Here is a 19,568-nt window from a genome sequence, read left to right as displayed (position 1 = left end):
TTAATGGATTACATCAGACTTACGCGTCAGTTCACCTTCGAAACGGCGCATGCCTTACTTAACTATGATGGCCCGTGTAAAAATATACACGGGCACTCTTATAAACTGCAGGTAACTATAATTGGCCAGCCCATAACCGATATTTCAGACCCGAAATATGGCATGGTACTGGATTTTGGCGACCTTAAGAAGATAGTAAACACGTTTATAGTTGAACCGCTGGACCATTCCCTTATCCTGCGGAAAGGTACTTCGCCTGAGTTGTTAACTATATTGCAGCAGCTACATCATAAAGTTGTAACAACATCGTACCAGCCTACCTGCGAGCACATGCTCCTTGATTTTAAGAACACACTTACCCGACACTTACCGGCAACTGTAAAGCTGTATAGTTTAAGGCTCTGGGAAACAGAAAACTCTTTTGCAGAATGGTACACCTCCGACAACAACTAAAGTATCATAGACTATAGTTTGAATGCTACAGACCTTCTAACCATAACGCTGTATCAGGCAGGCCAGAACTATAGTTTCAGGTTGTATTAAAGGGTCTGCTGCAACTAATCAATTTCATAATCGTTGCAAGTAGAATATAGGTTTTTGAAGATTTAGCTATCTGATGCAAGAGCCTTTAGACTATAAACTATGATACAATGAAAAGATTATCGATAACGGTTTTAATAACCAGTATAATGCTGTTCTTTAACTCCTGCTCTACTAACCCGGTAACAGGTAAAAAGGACGTGATACTGATGTCAGAAGGTCAGGAACTGGCGATGGGCCAGGAAGCGGACCCTCAGATAGTGGCGCAGTTCGGGATGTACGATAACCCAGCCATACAGCGCTTTATTGATGAAAAAGGCCAGGCAATGGCTGCCATCTCACACCGCAGCAATATCAAATACAACTTTAAAGTACTCGACTCTCCTGTAATTAACGCTTTTGCTGTACCGGGCGGTTATGTATACTTTACACGAGGCATTATGGCGCATTTTAACAACGAAGCACAGTTTGCCGGTGTACTTGGCCACGAGATCGGGCACATAGCAGCGCGTCATTCTGCCCAGCAGCAAAGTAAATCGATACTGGCTCAGGTAGGCTTAATAGCCGGTATGGTTATCGCTCCGGAACTGGCTCAATTCGGAGATGTTGCCTCACAGGGCCTTGGCTTGCTCTTCCTGAAATTTGGTCGTGATGATGAACGGCAGTCAGATGAATTAGGGGTTGAGTATTCTACCAAAATCGGGTACGATGCCGATGAGATGGCCGATTTCTTTTTAACACTGAAACGCAAGCAGGAAGAAAGCGGGCAGGCCATTCCAGAGTTTTTATCTACACACCCTGACCCGGGCAACCGTTACACTACCGTGCACGAACTGGCTGCGCAATGGGAGAAAAAACTAAACATGACGAACCTGAAAGTCGGACGCGACTCTTATCTGCGCCTGATAGATGGTATTGTGTATGGGGAAGACCCAAAGCAGGGATTTGTAGAAAACCATATATTTTATCATCCGGAGTTAAAATTCCAGTTTCCGATACCGCAAGGCTGGAAGTATCTGAACTCCCCACAAAGTTTCCAGATGGCTGAGCCAAACGGCAAGGCGATCATAAACCTGACGCTGGCGCCCGGCACCTCGCTGGAAGATGCTGCCCGCCAGACCCTGGAAGGTTATAAGCTGACACTGGTAGAATCGAAAAATGTAACAGTGAACGGAAATAATGCACTGGCAATGGTTGCCGAACAGAAACAGGAGCAGGGAACTATAGGCACGCTGACGTATTTTATACAGTATGGCGGCAACATTTATAGTATCATGGGCATTACCACTGCCAACGATTTCAATAATTACTTTAACACTTTTTCGGGCACCATGACCAACTTTAAACAGCTGACAGATGCGTCGAAGATCAATAAAAAACCGGAGCGTGTGCGTATTAAAACTGTTGCTAACGCAGCATCTTTGTCACAGGCATTACAATCTTTTGGTATGCCAACCAAAAGGCTTGAGGAACTGGCGGTGCTTAATGGCATGCAGCTCAGCGACCGAGTAGATAAAGGAATGCTGATAAAAGTAATTACAGAATAACAGGCAGGAACAAGTTTACAAGGAAAGGCCTGACTATAAAACTATAGTCAGGCCTTTCCTTGTATAAATGATGTATCGTCTCTGTGTCATTCCGGAAGGTATGGAAAAGGCTAGTATAGTTAGCCTGCCCTGCCGGGAGTGAAATTACCTGTTATTATAGTTGGAGTAGTCGTTTTATAGTTCTGTATTTTCCCGTAAGTTCTCAACTTGTGGTTTTGTATGGTGTTAAGTTTCAACTCAACTGTACCGGCAGGGGCAGTATTTGTCAGAATCAGGATTCACAGGATGGATGGATTTTTAGAATTAGGCTATTAACTCTGGTTAAAGCTATCGTTTTATAGTTGCGGTTTTAACCCACTCCTGCCCCTCCCGGGAGGGGAATTTTCTGCTATAGTTATAGTTTGTTTTATAGTTCCATAGTTACAGCCTGTCGAGCGGACAGGTCGCGACCTATCCCTATGGAACTATAGCCACGGTAAAGCGATGTAACTATAGCCTTTCAAACTATAGCAACTATAGCTATCGAACTGATCTCAGTCTTTGGGTTGAGCGCTTTTGCTTTGTTGCGGTGCCGCAAGGCAACCCGAGCAGAGCGAGGGTAGCAAGAAAGCAGCAGCGCGATGCCCTTATCGAGGGCCCCTACCCCAAGACGGGGCCTCCCGGCCGTGAGGGCACCAAAGCCAACTATAGAACGATAAGTAAGTAAAGCTCCCAGGATTGAAAACAGCTATGAAAAGATGACTTGATTCAGGTTGCAACTATAGCCAACTATAGAACCCAGCTACCTAACTTAATTTCCCTTCCAGCTCCTCTACTTCCATCATCTGTTCTTCCCACTGGCTATTGGCTTTTTCGAGCTCTTTCTGCACAGATTCAAACTTTTTAGAGGTCTCCTGTAGTAAGCTTACATTTCCGTACACTTTCGGGTCAGCCAGTTCGGTCTCGTAGTTGGCCAGTTCCTGCTCCAGGCGCTGCACATTCTTTTCTAGCTCATTAAGCTTTTTATTGGCCTGCTTCAACTGGTTGCTCAACTGGTTAAATTCTGAATTGTTACGGGCTGGTTTGGGCTCTTCTTTTTTGGGAGCGGGTGCAACGGCAGCCTGTAGTTTGGCCTCTTTCTCTCGCTTCTCCTGGAAAGCCTCAAACTCATGATAAGTGCCCGGGTACTCTTTTAGCTGATAATCTTCGATGTACCAGATCTTGGTTGCCACATTCTCTACAAAGTAACGGTCGTGAGAGATGATCACAAAGGTACCTTCGTATTGCTCCAGCGCCTGAATCAGGATGTTAACCGATTGCATGTCCAGGTGGTTGGTAGGCTCATCCAGCATCAGGAAATTAGCTTCCGAGATCAGTGTTTTGGCCAGTGCCACACGGCTCTTCTCCCCTCCTGACAATACCTTTATCTTCTTGAAAACATCATCGCTGGTAAACAGGAAAGAACCAAGTAAAGTACGTAGCTCTACTTCTGTTTTTTTGGAGCCCGCCTGCTGCAGTTCCTGTAAAATTTCGTTATCTACGTTAAGCGATTCCAGCTGGTGCTGCGCGTAGAATGACATGATCACGTTATGACCAAGTTCGCGTTTGCCCTGTATCGGTTCGGTGCCGGCAATAATGCGGAGCAGCGTAGATTTACCTTTACCGTTCGCACCCACCAGGGCAATCTTATCGCCGCGCTCGATATGCACGTTCGTATCCCGGAAAATAACCTTGTTGCCAAAAGCCTTACTCATGTGTTCTAACCTGAAAACATGACGGCCCGGCTGCACGCTGAACTTAAAGCTGAAATTTACTTTCGCTGATTCCGGAGCTACATCTTCTATGCGTTCCAGACGTTCCAGCTGTTTCATGCGGCTTTGTGCCTGCTTCGCTTTTGTTGCCTTCGCTTTAAAGCGCTCGATAAAACGTTCTGTCTGGCGTATCTGGGCCTGCTGGTTCTCGTATGCGCCTTTCTGAATTTCGTTTCGCATGGCCTTTTCTTCCAGGTAAAAACTATAGTTACCCGGGTATACATTCAGCTTTGCGCCTGATACTTCCACGGTAATATTGGTCGTGCGGTCCAGGAACTCACGGTCGTGCGAAACGATGATCACAGCTCCTTCAAACCGCTCCAGGTAGGTTTCCAGCCATTTAATGGAAGGTAAGTCCAGGTGGTTGGTAGGCTCATCCAGTAACAGCAGCGATGGTTTCTGTAACAGTATCTTGGCCAGCATTACACGCATGCGCCACCCACCCGAAAACGAAGCCAGTGGCTGCTGCAATTCCTCGGTCGTAAAACCCAGGCCTTCCAGAATTGCTTCGGCTTCGGCCTGCATGGTATAGCCACCCAGCGCTTCAAACCGCTCCTGCAAATTAGCCAGCTTTTCTACCAGGTTATCATGGAAATTATTCTCGAATTCCACTAACACCTTATCAATTTCCGCCTGCAGGTAAATTGCTTCTTCAAAAGCCTGCATCGCCACAGAGAGGATACTCTCGTGGGTCTGGTAGCTCAAAAGGTCCTGGTTCAGGAAGCCGATAGTGGTTTCCTTGCTCATTTGGATGCTGCCGCTATCCGGTTTGTACTCACCTACTATAATGCGCAGCAGCGTAGACTTTCCGGTACCGTTCAGGCCTATCAGACCAATTTTATCTTTCGGACGAATGTGCAGGTTGGCATCGTCGTACATCGGGCGGCTGCCAAAATGAAAGCTAAGGTTGTTTATGGAAATCATGTAATCAAATCAACTATAAAGTGCAAAGGTACTTAAATAAACCCATACTGCGCACCTGCCGGCTAAACCTAAGACCGTGAACTATATAACTTATTGCCGGCCCATACTAACAACTATAGTTGCCGCGTTTTAAAAGGTTTAGCTAAACAATTATGGTAAGCACTCGTTTCATTAGCACATGCAGTTGTTTAAATGCATACCTTTGCCGGTTGGCAAAATATTTATTTAACAGGCAACTATGATCGCGATAACTTCGCTGTTAGACAAATTTCACTCCGATCGCGTTTGTGAACTTACAGAACTGCTTGAGACCAGGTTTGGGCTTAATGGAGTAAAAATAACTCCATACCCGCACCTTACCATTCTTACTGCAGAGATACCGGATATGGAGGAGCTGAAGCAGTACCTGGAGCTAACCTGTTTTGAGATGCCTGATTTTACGATCCGTACTACCGGGCTGGGCATTTTTCCGGGACCAACGCCGGTAGTTTATATACCTGTGCTGCGCACTTCGCCCCTAAACCAGCTACATGCAAAACTGCACCGCGATATTTCGGAGATGAGCAGCGAAATGGGGGTCTACTATAATCCGAATATGTGGCTGCCTCATATTACACTTGCACTCGGTGATACTACACCTGAGATGCTTGGGCCGGTGCTTTCGTTCCTGTGCAACTATAATTTTAACTGGGAAGTCACTATCGATAACATTACCATTCTGCAGCAGAGCGGCGATTATTATCTTAAAGAAGAAGAGTTCAGGTTTGGCCGGCGCGAACTGATCAGCTAACCTATAAAACAAAGCGGCTGCAAGTGAAAACCTGCAGCCGCTTTGTTTTATAGGTTACCCTAGACTGTGTTACATATCCAGAACTATAGCAAAGATAAGTGGCGCAACTATAGTTGCATCCGACTCGATCACGAACTTAGGTGTTTCTTTACCCAGTTTGCCCCAGGTAATTTTCTCATTCGGCACCGCGCCAGAGTAAGAACCGTAGCTGGTTGTAGAATCGGAGATCTGTGCAAAATAACCCCAAAGCGGAACGCCGGTACGCTGCAGATCCTGGTGCAGCATCGGTACCACACAAATAGGGAAGTCACCGGCAATACCGCCACCAATCTGGAAGAAACCTACAGTAGAATCATCTTTCGCATTCTCAGTATACCAGTCAGCTAAGTACATCATGTACTGGATACCAGTTTTTACAGTATGCACGTTTTTAATGTCACCGTTGATCACGTGGCTGGAGAAGATGTTACCCAGTGTTGAATCTTCCCAACCTGGGCAGATGATCGGAAGATTTTTCTTGGCAGCTTCCAGCATCCAGCTATTCTTAGGGTCGATCTGGTAATATTGTTCCAGGTCGCCTGATAATAATATCTGATAGAAGAACTCGTGCGGGAAGTATTGCTTACCTTCCTGGTCTGCTTTTTCCCAGAACTTAAGTACGGTGTGCTCTATTCGGCGCATCGCTTCCTCTTCCGGAATACAGGTGTCGGTTACACGGTTCATGTGGCGCTCCAGCAGCGCTTCTTCATCGGCTGCAGATAGCTCGCGGTAATGCGGCACGCGCTCGTAGAAATCGTGCGCCACCAGGTTAAAGATATCTTCTTCCAGGTTGGCACCTGTACACGAAATGGCATGCACTTTATCCTGACGGATCATCTCTGCCAGAATAATCCCCAGCTCAGCCGTAGACATAGCACCAGCCAGTGTGATCATCATTTTACCACCGTTGTTAAGGTGGGTCTTGTATCCTTCGGCAGCGTCTATCACAGAGGCCGCGTTAAAGTGTTTGTAGTGTTTCTTTAAGAAATTTGTTATTTCCATGTTCATTAGCTTAAGGCAACCTTAACCGGTCTGCCTGGGTCCCCAAAGTTAAGACTTATTTCGTTATTCGTTCACCGTTATTCGTTAATCGATGCTATAAGGTTAAGTAAGAGTTGTTTATCACCTCATTGGTGTACAAGATGCTCTTAAGAGCCGTGCACGCTAAGTTGTCTCTGACTCCAAAACTCCTCCTAAATTACTGAGCCGGTTTCTCAATGATCAGGTTATGGTTAGTATAGATACAGATATCGGCAGCAATGTTCAGGGCCTCGCGCACTATCTCTTCTGCTGATAAATGTGGGGCATGCTTTTTAAGTGCCAGCGCAGCCGAATGGGCAAACATACTTCCAGAACCGATGGCCGCAATCTGGTTATCCGGTTCCAGCACATCGCCGGTACCTGAAATAATGAGCAGTTCTTCTTTGTTGGCGACTATCATCATGGCTTCGAGTTTGCGCAGGTACTGGTCTTTACGCCAGTCTTTGGCCAGCTCAATGGCAGCGCGCTTCATGTTGTGCTGGTAGGCATTCAGCTTTTCCTCGAAGCGCTCGAGCAGTGTAAAGGCATCGGCCGTAGAGCCTGCAAAACCTGTCACTACTTTACCATCAAGCAGTTTTCGAATCTTCTTCACGTTGCTTTTGGCAATGTGCTTGTCCATAGTTGCCTGTCCGTCGGCACCCAGGGCTACTTCGCCGTTATGGTAAATGCCTAAAACGGTGGTTGATCTTATTTTGGTCATGTGTTGCGTTGTTACGGTTATAGTTTGCTGCGGCTATAGTTTATAGGTAGCAGCAGCTGTTTGTAAAACTACGGCATCTTCAAACAAAAAGCCAATCCTGTGGTTTGCGCCAAATTGTCGGTATAGTTGTTTTGCGAAAGGCTATAGTTTAAAACGGCAAAAGGTAAAACTGCTATAATCGCTTTTTGTTCTCATGCCCTTCCAGGATGTCGTTTATCGTAAGGGCAGCACTTATCAGGCCCAGGTGCGTAAAGGCCTGCGGAAAATTACCCAGGTGATTGCCTTTCAGGCCCAGCATTTCGGCGTACAGGCCCAGGTGGTTGGCATAACCCAGCATCTTATCAAAATACAGCCGTGCCTTGTCAATCTGCCCTGCTTTTGCCAGGCACTCCACATACCAGAACGTGCACATCGAAAAAGTACCTTCATTTCCTTTCAGGCCATCGAATCCGTCGCTATTGCGGTAACGGAAAACCAGCGCATCCGAAACCAGCCGCTCTTCTATCCGCTTCAGGGTAGACAGCCAGCGCGGGTCTTTGGGGCTTATGAACCGGATAAGCGGCATCAGCAGCGTAGCGGCATCTACGGTATCGGCGCCCTTGTATTGCACAAAGCTCTGTAGTTCTTCGTTCCAGAACTCGTGGTGAATCGAAAAGAAGATTTTGTCGCGCTCCTCGCGCCAGCGGGCCGGAAGCGGGTACGAGTGGTTTTCGGCGATCTTCATGGCCCGGTCTATGGCTACCCAGCACATCATACGCGAGTACAGGAACTGCTTTTTACCGCCGCGCACCTCCCAGATGCCTTCGTCTTCGCGCTGCCAGTTGTCACATACCCACTCCACCTGCTGCCGCAGATCGTTCCAGAACTCAAAAGCAATGGGAGCGCCATACTTATCATACAGGTAAACCGCATCCAGCAGTTCGCCATAAATATCCAGCTGCACCTGGTCGTAGGCAGCATTACCAATGCGTACCGGCTTGGATCCTTTGTAGCCTTCCAGGTGGGCCAGCACTATCTCATCCAGCTCCAGTTTACCGCTCAGGGTATACATCAGCCTCAGCCGGCCGGCACTTTGTAAGGCGTCGCACTGGCGGTCTACCCAGTCCACGAAGTTCCTGGCTTCCTGTTTGTAGCCCAGTCGCAGCAGGGTATATACGGTAAACGAGGCGTCCCGAATCCAGGTATAGCGGTAATCCCAGTTGCGCTCGCCGCCTAATTCTTCGGGCAAACCAAAAGTGGGCGCTGCCACCAGCGAGCCGTATTTGCTCGATACCATCAGCTTCAGCACTAATGCCGAGCGGTTCACGATCTCCACCCAACGGCCCTTGTAATGGCATCGGGCCACCCAGTTTTTCCAGTATGCTATTGTCTCGTACAGGCTGCTGGTTACAAAACTCTCCAGCTCCTGTGTAGCCGGTTCCTGGTCAGAGGCACGTTCCAGCAACAGATCTACTTTTTCCCCGGTCTTCAGGCTGAAGGTGGCCGTTGCATCAGTGCCGGTTATTTGCAGTGGCGCCGTACTTTTTAACCTGACAGCCATACCATCCGTTTCTGTGCAGGTAAATACTACTTCGTACTGATTTACCTGGGTAGCGGTATGCGGCGAGCGGGCATAATTAAAACGCGGGCTGCACTGCATCCGGAACATCATATCGCCATGCACGCACGATATACGCCGGATGAGCCGGCTGCCCTGGCTTTGTTCCTCTACAGGCATAAAATCGGTTACTTCGCCAATACCTTCATCAGACAGGTAGCGTGTAAGCAGCACATTGGTATCCGGCAGGTACATCTGTCGGTGTTTCATGTCGTTGTGCGATGGCTCTATCGTAAAGTTCCCGCCTTTTTTATCATCCAGCAGCGACGCAAAAATGGAAGGTGAATCGAAATCAGGGAAGCACATAAAGTCGATGGAGCCGTTCAGCCCGACAAGTGCCACTGTATTCAGATCTCCGATCACGCCATGATCTTCGATAGGTAGATATGCCATAGTGCTTGTAGATGTTTAATAAAACTGGTACGGCTGCTATAGGTATGAGTTCAGAAAGAGCTTTATACTGTACGGCAGAAGTTCTTTTGCCGTATATATCTTACATTTTGCTGGTCTGGTCTATAATTGTCAACGGGTTACAGCAGATGATCAACCAAAATTACATTTACCTAACCACCAACTTTACAGTTGGCCCGTTTTATGCTTTATACAGGAAATACAACTATAAAACTATACATGAAACGGACTTTTCTGATCTTTTTGGGTTTGCTGCTATGGCTGCAGGGTTTTGCGCAGGACTATAATGTACTGGCTTACGAAACAGGCCGAAAACTAACGTGGCAGGATTTTAAAGGAAGCCCCAAACCTTCGGATGCGCATAAAGGCGCTGAGATCACGGTCAGTATTTTTCTGAAAATTCGGGACACCAGCTTCTGGTCGGGCAGGGTAACCTATGATGCCTACGCGGTAGCTTTTAAAGACGAATCGTGGGTGAAACCGGCCTACCGGGAAAACTACTCGTTGCAGCACGAGCAGCTGCATTTTGATATAGCGCACCTGTACGCCGAGACCCTGGAAGTAGAACTAAACAGCCTGGACAGTAAAACATCGAAAAATGAAGCAGAAGTGGAAATTATATTGAAAAACCACCTGGCTGAAATGCGGCAGTTCCAGGACAAGTACGACCGCGAAACAAAGGGCGGAAACAACTATAAGCAGCAGGTGCGATGGGCCAGAAAGATCAGCAAAGCACTTGGCATCCTCAATACGACAGTGGAAGTATAACTATAGTTAAGTAAGTACCCTGAATTGTGAATGACTATAGTTAGGCACAGGTTGATGGCGCGTCAGCGAAGGCATTCCTGGTTTGTAGAGCCGCAATACCTTGCGTCTTTTTGTCTGAATCGGGATTGACCAGTGATTTTTGGGGATTAATCGAGACTAGCAGGACAACATTTTTGCCGCAAGTTTAGGGATAGCTGCAACTATAGAACTATAGCAGTTAATAGATTATTGGTTTTTCAAGAGCTATGTCTGCAATCAACCATGCTGTTGCTGCGTATTTTCACCAGCAAGGATAGGCCCTGACTATTGGATTGTTGGTGAAAACACCAACAATGGCCCGATGGTCCTGGTTTGTAGAGACGCAATATTTTGCGTCTCCGCTACGAAACTTTAAGCTAAATCTTAACTTTATTGCCGCGCTGCAACTATAGTACAGCGAGTCTGGAGACTCGCACACACTGCACGTCACCGGTCAGATACCGGCGCCAGTCTGGCCGGATGAAACTATAGAACTATAATTTATAGGCACCAGTTCGTCGTCTCAGGAAACTTTATTTTACTGCTCCGCCGAAAGCCAGTTTCAAACTGACACAAAACTCAACCACAAGTTACACTCCGTAAAACTTGCGGTATAAATCAGATTAATGCGGGTTCAGACATTCATATCCAATCAGGAAAATTCCTTAAATCACTGGTCAATCCCAGTTCAAGCAACAAAAAAGCCTTTCCATTTCCGGAAAGGCTTTTTTAATACTCTATAGTTGATGGAATTTACACCAGTATTCTTACCGGGTTCTCCAACAGGTTCTTAAACGTCTGCAGGAACGCTGAGCCAACGGCACCATCTACTACGCGGTGGTCGCAAGAAAGCGTAACTTTCATCACGTTGCCGATCTGGATATTACCGTTCTTCACAACCGGCGTCTGCTTGATAGCGCCAACGGCCATAATGCAGGCATCCGGGGAGTTGATGATAGCGGTAAACTCTTCGATACCGAACATGCCCAGGTTAGAGATGGTGAACGTGTTGCCCTCCCAGTCAGATGGCTGCAATTTTTTGTTCTTCGCTTTGCCACCCAGGTCTTTTACTTCGGCAGCTATAGTTGACAACGATTTATAGTCGGCGTTGCGCACAACTGGTACTAATAATCCCTCCTCAACTGCAACGGCTACACCAATATTAATCTGCTTGTTATAACGGATCTTATCGCCTAACCACGACGAGTTAACCGCAGGGTGCTGGCGCAATGCAGCAGCAGCAGCTTTTATCACCAGGTCGTTAAACGATACCTTAACCGGAGACACTTCATTGATGCTGGCACGTGCTTCCATTGCCTTATCCATGTCAATTTCCATGGTCAGATAGAAGTGCGGTGCAGAGAACTTGCTTTCAGACAGACGACGGGCAATTACCTTACGCATCTGCGAAACGTTCACATCTTCATAAGAATTGGCAGGGATACCCGGTACAGTTGCAGCTGGTGCAGCGGCAGGTTTAGCAGCCGGAGCAGCCTGTTGTGCAGGTGCGGCGCCTGGCTTAAAGTTCTCTATATCACGCTGAACGATACGTCCGCCTTCGCCGGTACCTTTTACCTGTGCCAGGTTAATGCCTTTCTCCTGAGCTATTTTCTTAGCCAGCGGAGAAGCTTTAATACGGCCACCTTCAGCAGTTGTACCTTCTGTTTCAGCGCCTTGTGCCGGTACAGTTGTGCTCTCTACTTTATCCGAAGTAACGGCATCCACACCGGCTTCAATAGCTTCATCCGTCTGTGCGTTTTCCTGACGCTCCTGTTTGTCAGCAGTACCTTTGTTATCAGATGCGCCACCTTCCAGCAGGGCGTTGTAGTCAGCGCCTTCTTCGCCAATGATCGCGATAATGGCATCAATGGCTACAGAATCGCCGGCATTTACGCCGGTGTAAAGTAAAGTACCATCTTCGTAAGATTCCAGCTCCATCGTAGCCTTATCGGTTTCTACTTCTGCCAGAACATCACCTGACTTTACTTTATCGCCTACTTTTTTCAGCCAGCTAACCAACACGCCTTCCGTCATGGTATCGCTCATTTTTGGCATTCTGATAACAGATGCCTTGATGTTGCTGGTATCAACGGAGGTTTTAGCAGCCGGTGCTTCCTGTTTGGCTGCAGCAGGTTTTGCTTCTTCTTTTTTCTCTTCCTTCGGGGCTTCAGCTTTTGCAGTTTCAGCTGGCTGAGCGCTTCCGCCTGCTTCGTTCAGTAAGCCCGAAATATCTTCACCTTCTTTACCAATAATAGCTATAACTGCATCAATAGGAACAGATTCGCCTTTTTTAGGACCAATGTAAAGCAGTACGCCATCGTTGTAAGACTCCAGCTCCATAGTTGCCTTATCGGTTTCTACTTCAGCCAGCACATCACCGGAACTTACTTTATCACCAACCTTAACAAGCCAAGATGCGATCACCCCTTCGGTCATCGTGTCACTCATCTTAGGCATTTTTATTACTTCAGCCATAGTTATCGTATCTTTTAATCGCCCGGTCCGGGCATCCTTATAATCCGCCCAAAATTAGATTTAAAAATATTTTATTCAAACTATACTACCTAAATTGTTCGTGCGGGGCTGTTATAGTTTGGTCTGGCAGTTTAGTTAGGTGCAGATGCGCTGTGTCGCAATACTTTTTTACAGTGAACATACTGCCCGTATAATCGAGCTGGTAGAGGCACAGGTTCTGGTGTTCGAACTGGTCCATGCAGCGGAGCGGGTACTTTAGCAACTGGCACAATAATATGCGCATGGCACGGCCGTGCATACAAATCAGGATTGTTTCTTCTTCGGGCCGGCTCAGTATCGTTTCTATCACCGAAACCTGCCTGGCAGCCACCAGGTCCGGGCTTTCACCGCCTTCTATACAAACACCGGTATCGCCGTTAGTCCATGTTTGCAGGATGTTATGGTAATAGGCATCTTCTTCGGGTGTAATGCGGGTGCCTTCGCGGGTGCCCCAGTTTATCTCATTCAGGCCGGCGTGTGCTTCGTGTGGTATGCCCAGATCCAGGAAGCCCTGCACCGATTCTATGCTGCGCTGGAGTGCGGAGGTATAAACTTTATGGAAAGGGATGTGTTTATAGTGCTGGAAAAACAGGTTGGCCTGCTGCTGGCCTTCGTTGTTCAAATGCGAATCCACACCGCTGCCCTGCACAATGCACTGCACGTTGTAATCTGTTTGCCCGTGGCGGATAAGGTATACTTTTTTGATACTCAAAATTCTTCTACTTTTGCTTTTTAAGACTTTTCAACCGCGAAAATAGCCATCGCAGCTTATGGATAAAAATAATAGTACGTTAGAGCGCGTAAAGGAGTGGAATAAAAATACCATGGTTGAGCACCTGGGTATTGAAGTGACAGAAGCCGGCGAAGGATATTTAATAGGTAAGATGCCTGTCGATTTCCGTACGCACCAGCCCATGGGTTTGCTGCATGGTGGCGCTTCGGTGGTACTTGCCGAAACGCTGGCAAGCATAGGCGCTGCGCTTCAGGTTGATCTAACAAAGAAGGCTTGTGTTGGTTTAGAGATAAACGCAAACCACATACGCGGCGTGAAAGAAGGCTGGGTTTACGGCAAAGCAACTGTTTTGCACAATGGCCGCAGCACGCAGGTATGGGAAACTAAAATTACAAACGAAGCCGGCGACCTGGTGTGCATCAGCCGCATGACGGTGGCTGTGATCGACAAAAAATAACAGCATGGCAGATATTGCCCCAGACACTACAAATTCGGGAACCGATTCTATAGTTTATAGTTTAGAGCAGGTTGTACATGCCGCCCTTGCCTTAGGCTTACCTGTAGCCGCCTGGCGATTACCTTTAGCTACAGAAACCACCGTTTGCATCTCTTTTGATAAAGATTTACAAATCAGCCAGCCTGCTCTGGAAAGTAGTCCTTACGGTTTTGTTTTCAGTCCGTTTGTAGTTGAAGAGCAGCCTTCCATTTTCATTAAAGCGGATGTAGTTTATAGTTCAGAAACAGGTCAGATCCGGTTTTCGGCAGCTGTAACAGAAGCTCAGAAGCAGGAATTTATAGTTACGCTGGAGCAACCTCAAACAACAAACTATAGCTGGCACCTGCACGCCTCTGAAACTATAAACCAGCAAACCGAAACCGGTTTTAAAAGCGCCGTTACAGAAGCCATTGAAACTATAAACCAAGGCCAGATGGAAAAGGTAGTGCTGTCGCGCACGGCTTTAGAACCACTGCCTTCCAGCTTTAACCTGGTCGCTGCCTATAGTTTGGTGCTGCAATCTTACCCAGGAGCTTTTGTATCATTGGTTTCGGTACCGGAAGTTGGTACGTGGCTGGGAGCTTCGCCGGAGATACTGGTAACGATAGATCCTCAGAACATATTCAGAACAGTAGCTTTGGCCGGAACACAACCTGCCTTGGGTGACGAACCGGTGGGCAATGCGATCTGGCGGCAAAAGGAAATTGAAGAACAGGGCATGGTGGAGCGCTACATTCTGAGCTGCTTTAAAAAACTGCGCCTGCGAGAATACACCGAAGTTGGCCCAAGAACTATAGTTGCCGGAAACCTGATGCACCTGCGCACTGATTTTAGCGTGGATCTGAAGGAAGTGGATTTCCCGACGCTTGGTACGGATATGCTGGAACTGCTCCACCCTACATCGGCGGTCTGCGGTTTGCCAAAAGAGCCTGCCCTAAACTTTATTTTGCAGCACGAGGGCTACAACCGAAGCTACTACAGCGGCTACCTGGGCCCGGTAAACAGCCCCGATGGCACACATCTATATGTAAACCTGCGCTGTATGCAATTGCTCAAAGACGAGGCTATACTTTACGCAGGCGCTGGCATTACTGGCGAATCAGATGCTGAAAAAGAATGGCAGGAAACACAGCATAAAATGCAGACGATGCATAAAATTCTTTCACAATTTAATTTTGGATAACTGAATTTTGAATAATTGAATATGTATAAATCAATCATCATTTCAAGAATCTATTCCGTTATTTAGTATTTCATTTATTTCGAAATTCTATTCAGTCATACAGTTATTCATTCATTCAAAATTGAACCTGTGATCCTACAGCCAGTTGTTAATATAGCCGAGATCTGCGCCCGCAAGGGAGTGGAAAATGTGGTGTTGTCGCCAGGCTCCCGTTGCGCGCCGTTAACTATAGCTTTTGCCCGCCACCCAAAATTGAACGTGCGAACTATAAGCGATGAGCGTGCCGCTGCTTTCATTGCCCTGGGGATGGCTTTAACAACCGGAAAACCAACTGTGCTGATCTGTACATCCGGTACTGCTGCATTAAACTATGCGCCAGCCGTTGCCGAAGCATTCTTTCAGCAAGTGCCGCTGCTCATTCTTACTGCCGACCGTCCACCGGAATGGATAGACCAACTGGACGGACAAACGATACGGCAACAGAACGTATTTGGCCAGCACATTAAAAACAGCTATACTTTTCCGGCAGATCTCACGCACAAAGACAGTATCTGGCACAGTGAACGCATGGTGTCTGAGGCGTTGAATGAAACGATAGCTTACCCAGCCGGTCCGGTGCATATAAACATTCCGTTACGCGAGCCCTTCTACCCTGCTCCCGGCGAGGACCTGGTATATGACACGGATGTAAAGATCATTGAAGAAGACCTGCCAGACTATAGTTTAAGCGAAAAACAGGTTGCGCAACTCCAGCAGGAAATCAGCAACTATAGCCGCATTCTTATAGTTGCCGGGCAGCAGAACCATACATCAGAACTACAGCCGGTTTTACAGCAATTCGCTGAGAAAAGCAGTGCCCTTATAGTAGGTGACCTTATCGCAAACCTGCACGAACTGCCTGGAACTATACGTCACCAGGATGCGATACTCGCCTGCCCTGATCCGGAGAAGTTGACCAACTTACAACCGGATCTGCTGATCACATTTGGCAAATCGGTTATTTCGAAGGCGCTGAAGTTATACCTGCGCAAGTACAAACCAAAAGCGCACTGGCACATACAGCCTGCCGGCCAGGTGGCAGATACTTTTCAATCTCTCACGCGTATTCTCCGCTGCTCTCCGGAAGCTTTTTTTGAAACTCTAACTGCCGCTAAAAACAAAACAAACTATAGTTCTAACTGGACTGAGATTGAAAGTAAAGCCGCCACGTTTCTAAAAAGTCATACGTCCGAAGCTGCTTTCAGCGAATTATCTGCTGTTGCGCAAATTTTGGATAGTTTACCTGTACAAAGCAACCTGCACTTAGCTAACAGTATGGCCGTGCGGTATGCCAATATAGTTGGGCTGGAAGCTGGAAAAGACATAGAAGTATATGCTAACCGCGGTACCAGCGGAATTGATGGCAGCAACAGCACAACCGTGGGTTGCGCCCTCACAAGCAATAGCATAACTACGTTGCTAACCGGCGACATGGCTTTTTTCTACGACCGGAACGGTTTATGGCATAATTATCTGCCTGCTAACCTGCGCATCGTTATTTTAAACAACCATGCCGGCGGCATTTTCAGGCTGATAGACGGCCCTAAACAGCAACCGGAATTAGAGGAGTTCTTTGAGACCAAACAGGCTTTGGATGCTGCCAACACAGCACGGGATTTCGGTATGAACTATACTGCTTGTAGCTCTTTGGAAGAATTAGAGCAAGCGATGCCAGCATTTTTTGCTTTAGAGTCCGGTGCCGGTATTCTTGAGATCTTTACTGAGAGCAAAGCTAACGCTGCTGCTTTCGCGGATTATAAACAGGCGTTATTGAAAGCATTGTAGGTGTTAGTCCGTTCTCAGCTGTCTTCAGAGGCCAGGATTTATGTTTTGCAGTAGTTGGGGCTATAGTTTTACCCCATCCCAACCTTCCCCTAACAACAGGGGAAGGAGTTTTCGAGTTGTCGCTATAGTTGAGGCTATCGTTTTATAGTTGCTGTTTTAACCCACCCCTGCCCCTCCCAAGAGGGGAATTCCGGTTGTTGCTATAGTCTAGCTATAGTTCTATAGTTTCCGTTAGTCATCCCCCTGCCCCCTTCAAAGCGGGACTTTTCTGCTACTGCTTTTCAATCTGTAATTTCGACCAAAGGAGAAATCTGAGTTTGCTATAGTTTGACTTGTAGTTCTATAGTTAAAGACCAAGATCGGACAGGTCGCGACCTGTCCCTACGTAACTACTACCACGGTAAAGCCATGCAACCATAGCAGCTCTCTCATCTATAGTTTAGCTATCGAACTGATCACAGTCTTTGGGTTGAGCGCCTTTGATTTATTGCGGTGCCGCAAGGCAACCCGAGTTACGAGGGTAGCAAGAAAGCAGCAGCGCGATACCCTAAGACGGGGCCTCCCGGCCGTGAGGGCACCAAAGCAAACTATAGAACAGTAGGTTCATAGAGCTCCCAGGATTAAAGAAGGCTATGAAAGAAAAGGCTAGGTTGTAACTGCAGCTATAGCACTCAGATTTCTAACGCTGTTCGAAATGACAAAAGAGAAACTATAGAACACATAAGATTTCTCACAGCTGCGCTGGCTCTTCTCGACTCGCGTCTCAAGAATGTTCGAAATGACAAAAGAGAAATTAAAAACTCAGAAAAGTCATCATTCTTATATAAACAAAAAGCCGCTTTGCTGATAACAAAGCGGCTTTTACTAAATGTTACTATAGTTTAATAACTATAAAGTTTCTCGTAATACTCATGCGCCATACGGTCAGAACCGAAGAACGGCAACACATCAAACATACTTTGCTTCATAATGCTGAGCCATTTACCCCGATCATGATAATAAGCAGGAACGATCTCGTGCTCCAGAATATGCATCAGGTTTTTATGGTCTTCTGAATCCTGCAGATGCTCCGGCAGATTGGTATCTACTATGGGCAGGATAAAGCTGTTTTCGCCGTGGCGGGCATACTCCGGCAACCAGCCATCCTGAATCGAAAAGTTTATCGATCCATTCATAGATGCGGTCATGCCGCTGGTGCCTGATGCTTCGCGCGGACGACGTGGCGTGTTAAGCCAAACATCAGAACCCTGCTTCAGTTTGCGCGAAAGCTCCATTTCATAACCAGACAAAACGGCCATGTTCGGCTGTTTCTCCGACAGGTTTACCAGCTTGTTAAAGGTATTTACCGCTCCTTCATCAAAAGGGTAAGGCTTGCCGGCCCATATCACCTGCACCGGACGCTCGTTATTATTGATTATCTGCAGGAAGCGCTCAAAATCACGGACCAGGAGATCGGCGCGTTTATAAGCGGCAAAGCGCCGGGCCCAAACTATAGTTAACACTTCAGGGCTGAACAGCTTGCCAGTCTGGTCAGATACAATCTTAAAGAGCAGGTGTTTCATTTCCTTTTTGCGCACAACCAGGGCATTGTCGTTACCAGTCTGCAGGGCATCCCAAAGGTCATCATCGGTCCAGTAATTGGCATGCTGTGCGTTGGTAATAGCTTTTATTTCGCAGATTCCGTGCTTCTCATTCCACATCTGCCGGGCTACCTCGCCATGCAACTGCGACACCCCATTAGCTACTTTTGAAAGGCGCAGGGCAGCCAGCGTATGGTTAAATAAATGGCCGTCCATGTGGGTTAACTTTCGCACTTCTTCCAGCGGAGTCCCATTAAAGAAGCTCATCCTGTCCAGGAAGTTGATGTCGTGCTCTTCGTTACCGGCTTTTTCCGGGGTATGCGTTGTGAACACCATGTGCTCGCGCACTTTTTCCACGCTTCTGTATTTATCAAGCAACCAGAAAGATAGCGGAAGGGCATGCGCTTCGTTCATGTGGTAAACATCTGCTCCGCCAAGCGCTTCCACCACTTTACCACCACCTATACCCAGCACAATACTCTGGGCAATGCGGGTGCTCATTTCGGGGTCGTATAACCTGTGCGTTATTGTTTGGGCCAGGTAATCATTTTCAGGAATATCGGTGGTCAGGAAATACATAGGCACAGTGCCAAACACCTCCGGTTTAAGCACAAGCGCCTTTACTTTTACCTGGTGGCCGTTAACAGCAACAGAAACAGTGATGTCGGTTTCTTCCAGGAACGTATAGAATTTCTTCTGAAACTGGGCCCGCATACTTTGGTCGTCGTGGCGCACCTGGTCGTAATACCCATATTTCCAGAGCATTCCGATACCGATCATGTTCTGGCGCAGATCATGGGCACTGCGCATATGCGAACCAGCCAGAAAACCGAGCCCTCCGGAATAGATCTTAAAGGCCTGATCTATACCGTACTCCATGCTGAAGTAGGCTACTCTCTTATTGTATTTTTCGTCAATATCGTACGGGTGGTACCACCTGTTATATTGTGTCATAGGCTCAAAATTTAAATAAAAACCAACAAGTCAGGTCTATAGTTTCTATAGTTGTCACAAACCTGAAATGTTACTTTTCTGACTTGATAAAATTCTACCAACTGGTAAAATAAGGTTTA

General features: G+C 47.2%; 14 protein-coding genes. 7 read left to right on the top strand and 7 right to left on the bottom strand.

The annotated features are described in order from the left end of the window. Positions 1-3: 3 nt before the first annotated feature. Together GSQ66_RS02145 and GSQ66_RS02140 are read left to right on the top strand one after the other, a co-directional pair. The gene (locus GSQ66_RS02145) at positions 4-453 is read left to right on the top strand and encodes a 6-pyruvoyl trahydropterin synthase family protein (protein WP_162425951.1); all 450 of its coding nucleotides are present in this window, start codon (positions 4-6) and stop codon (positions 451-453) included. A gap of 197 nt (positions 454-650) precedes the next feature. Beyond that, positions 651-2,087, top strand: coding sequence for a M48 family metalloprotease (locus tag GSQ66_RS02140; protein WP_162425950.1), 1,437 nt, complete (start codon positions 651-653; stop codon positions 2,085-2,087). A gap of 785 nt (positions 2,088-2,872) precedes the next feature. On the opposite strand, the gene abc-f is transcribed toward GSQ66_RS02140, so the two are convergent. After that, positions 2,873-4,801 carry a ribosomal protection-like ABC-F family protein gene (abc-f, locus tag GSQ66_RS02135; protein WP_162425949.1) on the bottom strand — a complete coding sequence of 643 codons (1,929 nt, stop codon included), beginning with the start codon at positions 4,799-4,801 and terminating at the stop codon, positions 2,873-2,875. Between the two features lie 238 nt (positions 4,802-5,039). Here abc-f and GSQ66_RS02130 point away from each other — a divergent pair, with 238 nt between their 5' ends. Continuing rightward, positions 5,040-5,591, top strand: a complete 552-nt coding sequence (locus tag GSQ66_RS02130; protein WP_162425948.1) for a 2'-5' RNA ligase family protein — start codon at positions 5,040-5,042, stop codon at positions 5,589-5,591. A 69-nt stretch (positions 5,592-5,660) separates the two neighbouring features. Here the strand turns inward: GSQ66_RS02130 and GSQ66_RS02125 are convergent, their stop codons facing one another. The 3 genes from GSQ66_RS02125 to GSQ66_RS02115 all read right to left on the bottom strand — a co-directional run bounded on the left by GSQ66_RS02125 (position 5,661) and on the right by GSQ66_RS02115 (position 9,361). Then, a complete protein-coding gene (locus GSQ66_RS02125) occupies positions 5,661-6,632 on the bottom strand; it encodes a deoxyhypusine synthase family protein (RefSeq protein ID WP_162425947.1) in 972 nt (323 codons plus the stop codon). Positions 6,633-6,828: 196 nt separating this feature from the next. Beyond that, the gene (hslV, locus tag GSQ66_RS02120; RefSeq protein WP_162425946.1) at positions 6,829-7,371 is read right to left on the bottom strand and encodes an ATP-dependent protease subunit HslV; all 543 of its coding nucleotides are present in this window, start codon (positions 7,369-7,371) and stop codon (positions 6,829-6,831) included. 172 nt (positions 7,372-7,543) lie between these two features. Beyond that, positions 7,544-9,361: a glycoside hydrolase family 15 protein gene (locus GSQ66_RS02115; RefSeq protein ID WP_162425945.1), complete on the bottom strand. Its 1,818-nt coding sequence runs from the start codon at positions 9,359-9,361 to the stop codon at positions 7,544-7,546. A gap of 237 nt (positions 9,362-9,598) precedes the next feature. On the opposite strand from GSQ66_RS02115, the gene GSQ66_RS02110 reads away from it, so the two are divergent. Then, positions 9,599-10,147, top strand: coding sequence for a DUF922 domain-containing protein (locus GSQ66_RS02110; protein ID WP_162425944.1), 549 nt, complete (start codon positions 9,599-9,601; stop codon positions 10,145-10,147). Between the two features lie 771 nt (positions 10,148-10,918). On the opposite strand, the gene GSQ66_RS02105 is transcribed toward GSQ66_RS02110, so the two are convergent. Further along, entirely contained in the window at positions 10,919-12,640 is a 1,722-nt protein-coding gene (locus GSQ66_RS02105; protein ID WP_162425943.1) for a pyruvate dehydrogenase complex dihydrolipoamide acetyltransferase, read from the bottom strand. 85 nt (positions 12,641-12,725) lie between these two features. Further along, complete coding sequence (locus GSQ66_RS02100) at positions 12,726-13,391, bottom strand: histidine phosphatase family protein (protein ID WP_162425942.1); 666 nt, start codon at positions 13,389-13,391, stop codon at positions 12,726-12,728. Between the two features lie 58 nt (positions 13,392-13,449). Here GSQ66_RS02100 and GSQ66_RS02095 point away from each other — a divergent pair, with 58 nt between their 5' ends. The 3 genes from GSQ66_RS02095 (at position 13,450) to menD (ending at position 16,915) form a co-directional block, all read left to right on the top strand. Next, positions 13,450-13,869, top strand: coding sequence for a PaaI family thioesterase (locus tag GSQ66_RS02095; RefSeq protein ID WP_162425941.1), 420 nt, complete (start codon positions 13,450-13,452; stop codon positions 13,867-13,869). Between the two features lie 4 nt (positions 13,870-13,873). Next, positions 13,874-15,091 carry an isochorismate synthase gene (locus tag GSQ66_RS02090; RefSeq protein WP_162425940.1) on the top strand — a complete coding sequence of 406 codons (1,218 nt, stop codon included), beginning with the start codon at positions 13,874-13,876 and terminating at the stop codon, positions 15,089-15,091. A gap of 129 nt (positions 15,092-15,220) precedes the next feature. Next, the gene (gene menD, locus GSQ66_RS02085; protein WP_162425939.1) at positions 15,221-16,915 is read left to right on the top strand and encodes a 2-succinyl-5-enolpyruvyl-6-hydroxy-3-cyclohexene-1-carboxylic-acid synthase; all 1,695 of its coding nucleotides are present in this window, start codon (positions 15,221-15,223) and stop codon (positions 16,913-16,915) included. An 881-nt stretch (positions 16,916-17,796) separates the two neighbouring features. Here the strand turns inward: menD and glgP are convergent. Further along, the gene (gene glgP, locus GSQ66_RS02080; RefSeq protein ID WP_162425938.1) at positions 17,797-19,449 is read right to left on the bottom strand and encodes an alpha-glucan family phosphorylase; all 1,653 of its coding nucleotides are present in this window, start codon (positions 19,447-19,449) and stop codon (positions 17,797-17,799) included. Between the last annotated feature and the right edge of the window lie 119 nt (positions 19,450-19,568).

The sequence above is a fragment of the Pontibacter pudoricolor genome, assembly GCF_010092985.1.
Lineage (GTDB): Bacteria > Bacteroidota > Bacteroidia > Cytophagales > Hymenobacteraceae > Pontibacter > Pontibacter pudoricolor.
The sequence above is the reverse complement of the archived record's forward strand: the minus strand, read 5'-3'. Positions and strand labels throughout refer to the sequence as shown.